Source organism: Halorubrum halodurans (assembly GCF_002252985.1).
Lineage (GTDB): Archaea > Halobacteriota > Halobacteria > Halobacteriales > Haloferacaceae > Halorubrum > Halorubrum halodurans.
Window position 1 is genome coordinate 1 of the sequence record NZ_NHPJ01000018.1, and the last position, 6852, is coordinate 6852.

Here is a 6852-nt window from a genome sequence, read left to right on the forward strand (position 1 = left end):
CGGCCGGCAGCCGGACGAGCGGGGCGGACGCGACGTCGAGGACGGCGACGACGCCGAACAGCGACGCACCCGTCACGACCGCGAGCGGGACCGACCGCCGGAAGGCCGTCCACTCCGGGGAGCCGCCGGCCGCCCACGTGAAGACGTGTGAGACGAGGCCGACGCGCGGCGCGGCGGCCGAGCCGAGCGCCGTGAACACGATCAAAAGCAGCGTCGAGTTCACGGCCGCGAGGAGCACGAGCGCGGGGAACGGCAGCGACGACAGCTCCGGAATCCCCCGGAGGCTCGGCGCGGCGTCGACGGCGACCGCGGCGACCCCGAGGGTGCCGAGCGCGAACAGCGCCGCCGCGCCGCGCGCCGACGCCCGCCACCCGCGCGGACGGTCGGCCGTCGTTCGCGGGCGCTCAGCCATCCTCGGACGCCCCGTCGTCGCGCTCGGGCGGTCGGGCGGTTCCGTCGGCCGCCTCCCGTCGGTGCGGGACGAGGTCGAAGGACGCCTCGACGTCCCCGAGGACGAGCAGCGCGTAGTACCGGAGGTAGGTCACGACCGGCACCTGCGCGACCGCCCAGACGGCGATCGTCGCCAGCACGAACCCGACGACGAGAACGGCCAGGACGGCGAGGCCGACCGTCGACGAGAGCGAGACGGCGACGTGGGTGGCCAGGGCGACGGCGACGAACGGGACGGCGAGCAGCAGGGCGACGATCCCCGTCGCGATCGACGCGATCAGTCCCACCGCGACCGTCAACGGAAAGGCGATCACCGCGTACGCCAGGTACTGCTTCCACGCCGCCCTGATCGACCGCCAGAGCCGCCGCCACGCGTCGAGGACTCCCGAGTCGAACCGGATCATGATCGGGACGACGAAGGCGGTCGTGAACCCCGAGACCAGCCCGTAGGCGACGCCGGCGGCGAACAGCACCGGCACGCCCGCGAGGAGCGCCGCGAACGGGACCGCGAGGCCGTGGCCGGTGAGAAGCGGGACGACGAGCAGCGCGAGCCACCCGAGAACGAGCGCGAGCACCGGGAGCCCGATCGCGACCCGGAAGCCGAACAGCCGGAGGCCCTGCCGCCAGCGACGGCGCCAGTGGCGACGGATCGCCACCTCGCCGGTCCGGAGCGACTCGATCAGGACGAACTCCATGACCGCGCCGACGAACGCGAACAGCGCGCCGAGGAGGACGCTCGCTCCGACGATCGCCGCGACGATCAGCAGCGGATCGGCCGGAAGCGCGTCCGCGAGCCCGGTCGGGGCCGAACCGGGACCTCCGCCCACGGGGACCTCCCCGGACGGGGCGGAGGCGTTGAACTGTGCCGACGGGAGGCTCACGCCGCCGCCGACGAAGAAGGCGACGACGGCGAGTTTCAGCCAGCGCCGGACCTCGATCGGCGTCAGGAAGTCGCGGGTGACTTCCAGGGAGCGTTCGATCTCGTCGACCGCGTGGAGGGACATGGCGGACCGATCGCCGAGCGCCGAGTTAGCCGTTTCGGTGGCTCACGCGCGGCTCACAGCCGCTTCGACACGTACGGCCCGTCCTGATGGTACCCCAGCTTGCTCCGATAGTACTCGCGCGCGCCGATCCCGGAGATGACGGCCGCCTTCCGGTACCCCGCCTCGCGGGCGATCGCCTCGGCGCGCTCGATGAGCCTCCGCCCGTACCCCCGATGTTGCCAGTCGCCGTCGCCGCCGATCGCGACCTCGCTGCCGTACACGTGAAGCTCGCGGATCAGCGCGGCGTCCTCGAGTTCGCGACGGATCGCGTCCTCCTCGGTGCCGGGCGCGCCGGGCTGATCGGGCGAGAAGGAGGGGAACCGCAGGCGACAGAAGCCGACGAGCAGGTCGCGGACGGGGTCCTCGAAGGAGATGAAATGCTCCGTCCCGCCGCCCGCCTCGTAGGTGAGCACGTCGAGCTCGACGTCGTCGGGATCGGGGTCGGCGTCGTTGTGGCCGACCTCGCGGGCGCGGATGTCCCGCTGGACGATCCCCTTCTCCGCCGCGCGCTGGCTCGCGAGCTGTCGGAGGTTCGACTTCCAGACGCCGCCCTCGATGAAGTCGGCCGGAATGTCCCGTTGAACGCGCTGGAGCCGGGTGTACTTCGGGATGACGTCCATGACCTCGGCGACGAGGTCCGCGGCCTCCTCGTTCGAGAGCGGCTCGAACTCGTCCCGCTTCCAGCGGTCGTACACGCGGGTCCCGCCGACGACGAGGGTGGGATAGATCTTGAGGTAGTCGGGCCGCCACGCCGGGTTCTCGAACAGCTGGCGGAAGTCCTCGAGACACATCTCCCTCGTCATCCCCGGCTGTCCGGGCATCATGTGGAAGCCGACCTTGAACGCGGCGTCTCGGAGGCGACGGTTGGCGTTGCGGGAGGCCTCGTTGCCGTGCCCGCGGTGCATCTCGCGGTTGATCCGCTCGTAGGTGGTCTGGACGCCCACCTCCACCTTCGTTCCCCCGAGATCGAGCATCCGATCGATCTGTTCGGGGTCACACCAGTCGGGCTTCGTCTCGAAGGTCGTCCCGATGTTGCGGATCGCGTTCGTCTCGTTCTCCGCGATCACGTCCTCGAGGTACTCGAACTCGGTCTCCTCGGGATCGGGCGCGAACGACTCGCCCTCCGCGGGCGCCGGCTCCCTCTCGAGGTCGTAGTCGTTCATCGCCTGTAAGGCGCGCTTGACGAACCACTCCTGGTAGTCGTGTGAGCGCGCGGTCATCGTCCCGCCCATCAGGATCAGCTCCACCTTGTCGACCGGGTGGCCGATCTTCCGGAGCTGTTCGAGCCGGAGCGTGACCTGGCCGTACGGGTCGTAGTCGTTCTGCTCGCCGCGGGCCGCGGCGGGCTCGTGGCCCGTGTACGACTGCGCGGAGGAGAACTCCGAGGCCGGCCCGCCGGGACAGTAGAGGCACTTCCCGTGCGGGCAGAGCTTCGGCGAGGTCATGATCGCCACGGGCGAGACGCCGGAGGCGGTCCGGACCGGCTTGCGGCGGACCACCTCGATCACGTCGTCGCGGGCCTCCGCGGGGGCGTGATCGAGGATCTCCGTGTTCTTCGGCACCTTCGGCGAGGAGAACTCGGAGCAGGCGTCGAGCTTCGCGGACTCGAGGTTCTCCCGGTCGACGTCGCCGGCGAGGATCCGGTCGACGAGCGCCTCGCAGGTCTCGACGAACGCCTCGGGCTCGGCGTCGGAGCCGGTCGTCTCCGACCCGGACTCCGCGTCGCTCGGCGCGTCGGTACTCATTGCTCCCAGTTCGGCGGGTTCGAGGGTTAAGCGTGTCGGGCCGCGGCGACGTCGCCTCGCGGCCGCGGTGGCGCCGATGCCGGTGGCGTCGCCTCGCGGCAGCGCCGGCTTCCCGCCTACCGGTCGAGGAAGGGCGGTGCGACGACCTCGGCACGCTTCTCGTCGCCGCGCACGACGACGCTCACCTCGGTGCCGGGCTCGGCGTGATCCGCGTGAAGGTAGCCGAGCCCGATCGGCTCGTCGAGCGTCGGGCTCATGGTGCCCGAGGTGAGGTGGCCGATCCGGGTCAGGTCGCCGTCGGTGACGGCGTAGCCGTTGCGGGGCACGCCGCGCTCGAGGAGCCTGACGCCGGTGAACTCCTCGTCGGGACCGCCGGCGTCGCGCTCCGCGGCCAGCGCGTCGCGGCCGACGAACTCCGTGTCGAGGTCGACGACGAACCCGATCCCCGCCTCGTAGGGGGTCCGCGGCTCCGATTCGGGGTCGAAGTCCTGGCCCGACAGCAGGTACCCCATCTCCGTCCGGAGGGTGTCGCGCGCGCCGAGCCCGCACGGCTGGACGTCGAACGCCGACCAGACGGCCTCGGCGTCGGTCGCGGGACACATCACCTCGAACCCGTCCTCGCCGGTGTAGCCGGTGCGCGCGGTCCAGGTCGCCACGCCGCCGACGGTCGCAAGCGTTGCCTGGAACTTCGACAGCCCCGTGACCGCCTCGGGAGGGACGGACGCGTCGTCGCCGAGCGCCTCCTCCATCGCGTCGACCGCCTCCGGCCCCTGGATCGCGAACATCGCCCAGTCGTCGGTCGCGTTCGCGACGGCGGCGTCGAGGCCGTGGTCGTCGCGGTGGTCGACCCACCGATCCGTCATCTCGCCGTCGTGGCCCGCGTTGGGGACGAGGAGGTACGCCGGCTCGCCGGTCGTCGCGTCCAGGTCGCCGTCGGTCCCGTCGACGAGGTCCGAGAGCGACGCGGCACCGGACCCGGCCTCGACGCCGTCCGGGAGCCGGTAGACGACGGTGTCGTCGAGCATGACGCCCTCCTCGTTCGTGATCGCGGCGTACTGGGAGTCGCCCGGCTCGAGCGCCGTCACGTCGTTCGTGGTCAGCCGGTCCATCAGCGTCGTCGCGTCCGGTCCGGACACCTCGAGTTCGCCCATGTGCGAGACGTCGAACGCGCCGACGGCCTCGCGGACGGCGGCGTGCTCCTCGCGGATCGAGTCGAACTCGACGGGCATCCCCCACCCGCCGAAGTCGGTGAACGTCGCGCCGCGCGCCTCGTGAACGCCGTGAAGCGGAGGAGTCCGTTCGCTCATACCCGCTCCTCTCCGGGCCGGACCTAATGTCTTGTCATCGGGGAGATCACCCCGGCGACAGTCTCAAGTCCGGTCCACCCCCCATACGACACGTGATTCGCCGTCCGAGCGAGCGGTTCGGGCCCGCTGTCGCCGTCCTCGTCGTCGCCCTCCTCCTCGTGACGGTCGTCGGGACGTGGCCCCCGCTCGTCGCCGTCCAGAGCGGGAGCATGGAGCCCGCGGTCGAACGGGGCGACCTCGTCGTCGTGACGGCGGTCGACCGCTTCCCGTGGGACGACCCCGTCGGGAGCGACGCGGCGAACCCGCCGACGCGACTGGACCGCCCTGGCGACGTCGTCGTCTTCACCTCGCCGGCCGATCCGCGCCGGCCGATCCTCCATCGGGTCGCGTTCCGCGTGACTGCCGGCGAGGACTGGACCGACCGGGCCGACCCCGCCCTGCTCGACGGGGCCGACTGTGCCGAGATCGCGACGTGTCCGGCCCCCTACGACGGGTACGTGACCTACGGCGACGCGAACGGCGAGTACGACCAGAGCGCCGGGATCGCCCCGGTCGTCCACGAGCGGCTCGTCCACGCGAAGGCGCTGTTCTCGGTCCCCTATCTCGGGTACTTCCAGCTCGCCGTCGACGCGGCGGTCGCCCGGTTCGGGGTCGTGCCCGCCGGCGTCGGGATCCTCGCCGCCGTCTCGCTCGTCAGCGGGACCGGCGCGTTCCTCGTCGGTCGCGCTCGGGACGGCCGGCGGACCCGGACCGAGTCGGACGACGGCCGCCGGCCGCCCCGATAGCGACGGCACCGCTCGGGCCGGGCGCGGTCACCGGTCCGCCCCGGTCGTCCGTTTCTCCCGGCCCGGAACCGCCTCACTCGCCGCTGCCGGCGCCGGACCCGTCGCGCTCACCGCCACCAGCGCCGCCGCTCCCGTTTCCCTCGGTGTCCTCCTGTCCTCCGCTGTCCCCGTTTCCCTCGCGGCTCCCGTCCCCGTCCGAGCCGGGCGCCCCCCCGGTCCCGTCGCCCGTCTCAACCAGGTCGCCGTCGAGCGTCACCGAGTCGCTGGCGGCGTTGCGGAGGGCGTCCGAGCGACCGAACTCGCCGGGCGCGATCGCCAGCGTCCGGATGCCGTACCCGTTAGCCGTCTCGAGGACCGGCTTGAAGTCGGTGTCGCGCGAGGCGACCGCGAGCGTCGCCATCCGCCCCTCGGCGGCGAAGCGCGCGGCGTCGACCGCGAGCTTCACGTCGACGTCGCCGCTGGTCACGACGACCTCGAACCCGCGCGCCTCGGCCGCCTGGATCAGTCCGGGCGTGGCGTGCTCGTCGAGGTAGAGCCGGGTCGTCACGAGCTGTCCCTCGGCCTCGGCCGCCTCGCGGACGTCGTCGAGGTCGACGTCGAACTCCTCGCGTAACACGTTCGGCCCGTCGACGAACAGCGCGACGCCGACGCGCTCCGAACCGCCACGTTCCGCGTCGCCCGGACTGCTGGTCTCCATGGCTCCCCTCGGCGGCCGGCAGAAAAAGGCGTGCTGATCCGCGGGCGTCCCGGTCGCCCCGGTCGCTCGGCACCGCTCGGGGCTAACAGACCGGCTTCGGGTTGACGCCCATCGACTCGAGGCTGTCGGCGTACTCCTCGTAGGCCGCCTCGATCGCGCCGCCCCCGGCCTCGCGGGCGCGATCCCACGCCCCCTCGTCGTCGCCGCACTCGGCCGCGAGCAGGTCGCCCGCCCGCTCCAGTTGGGCGTCGAGGTCGTCGCCCATCGACCGGAACAGCCCCGCCGTCTGCGGGTCCGCGTCGCCGACGAAGAAGCCGGTCACCTGCGTCTTCGACTGCTCCGCGGCGAGGGTCCGGCCGACGAAGCCGCCGAGCCGCTCGACCGTGTCGTCGAGCCCGCGGAGGTACGACTGGATCGCCGGGGCCTCGCCCGGCTCGTGGCCGTCGAGCTCGCCGGCGACCGTGTCGTAGTGGGATCGCTCCTCGCGGGCCGTCTCCGCGAACGCCGCGGCGACGTCGCCGTCCTCGCTCGCCGCCCACGCCTCGTACGTCTCGGCCGCGTGGTGTTCGGCGGTCGCCGCGGCCGAAAGGACGGCGTCCGGCTCCATCTCGCCGGCCGTGTCCGCGAACAGCGACTTCGACGAGCCGAGCCGCGAGAGGGCGGTCTCGTTGTCGTCGCGAACGGCCTCGATGAACTCCTCGGGGGTCATGCGATTCGCTATCATCTCCGAGTAGTTGTATGCGACGGTCGGCGTCGAAAAACGGGGTCGTGTTCGGCTCGCTACGAGACCGACTCCTTCGCTTCGCTCGTTCCTCCGTCACTCGG

The 6852-nt window shown here is 72.2% G+C and carries 6 protein-coding genes and 1 pseudogene; 1 reads left to right on the top strand and 6 read right to left on the bottom strand.

The genetic code is table 11. The annotated features are described in order from the left end of the window. The 4 genes and pseudogenes from DJ70_RS01975 to gcvT all read right to left on the bottom strand — a co-directional run. Positions 1-412 (bottom strand): annotated as a pseudogene (locus DJ70_RS01975) (CPBP family intramembrane glutamate endopeptidase); the annotation flags it as partial. Next, a complete protein-coding gene (locus DJ70_RS01980) occupies positions 405-1454 on the bottom strand; it encodes a DUF7544 domain-containing protein (RefSeq protein WP_094529655.1) in 1050 nt (349 codons plus the stop codon). The pseudogene DJ70_RS01975 and the gene DJ70_RS01980, both read right to left, overlap by 8 nt. Before the next feature lie 53 nt (positions 1455-1507). Then, positions 1508-3238: a tRNA uridine(34) 5-carboxymethylaminomethyl modification radical SAM/GNAT enzyme Elp3 gene (locus DJ70_RS01985; RefSeq protein ID WP_094529657.1), complete on the bottom strand. Its 1731-nt coding sequence runs from the start codon at positions 3236-3238 to the stop codon at positions 1508-1510. Positions 3239-3354: 116 nt separating this feature from the next. Next, positions 3355-4545, bottom strand: a complete 1191-nt coding sequence (gene gcvT, locus DJ70_RS01990) for a glycine cleavage system aminomethyltransferase GcvT (RefSeq protein ID WP_094529659.1) — start codon at positions 4543-4545, stop codon at positions 3355-3357. A gap of 92 nt (positions 4546-4637) precedes the next feature. On the opposite strand from gcvT, the gene DJ70_RS01995 reads away from it, so the two are divergent. Beyond that, a complete protein-coding gene (locus DJ70_RS01995; RefSeq protein ID WP_245810641.1) occupies positions 4638-5330 on the top strand; it encodes a S26 family signal peptidase in 693 nt (230 codons plus the stop codon). A 73-nt stretch (positions 5331-5403) separates the two neighbouring features. On the opposite strand, the gene DJ70_RS02000 is transcribed toward DJ70_RS01995, so the two are convergent. Beyond that, positions 5404-6027, bottom strand: coding sequence for an NYN domain-containing protein (locus DJ70_RS02000; protein ID WP_245810643.1), 624 nt, complete (start codon positions 6025-6027; stop codon positions 5404-5406). A gap of 82 nt (positions 6028-6109) precedes the next feature. After that, complete coding sequence (locus DJ70_RS02005; RefSeq protein WP_094529664.1) at positions 6110-6736, bottom strand: rubrerythrin family protein; 627 nt, start codon at positions 6734-6736, stop codon at positions 6110-6112. Positions 6737-6852: the final 116 nt, after the last annotated feature.

What these genes read in the sequence shown, in the direction of transcription:
- DJ70_RS01980 (WP_094529655.1), bottom strand. Translation starts at nt 1,454, where the DNA reads ATGTCCCTCCACGCGGTCGACGAGATCGAACGCTCCCTGGAAGTCACC.
- DJ70_RS01985 (WP_094529657.1), bottom strand. Translation starts at nt 3,238, where the DNA reads ATGAGTACCGACGCGCCGAGCGACGCGGAGTCCGGGTCGGAGACGACC.
- gcvT (WP_094529659.1), bottom strand. Translation starts at nt 4,545, where the DNA reads ATGAGCGAACGGACTCCTCCGCTTCACGGCGTTCACGAGGCGCGCGGC.
- DJ70_RS02000 (WP_245810643.1), bottom strand. Translation starts at nt 6,027, where the DNA reads ATGGAGACCAGCAGTCCGGGCGACGCGGAACGTGGCGGTTCGGAGCGC.
- DJ70_RS02005 (WP_094529664.1), bottom strand. Translation starts at nt 6,736, where the DNA reads ATGACCCCCGAGGAGTTCATCGAGGCCGTTCGCGACGACAACGAGACC.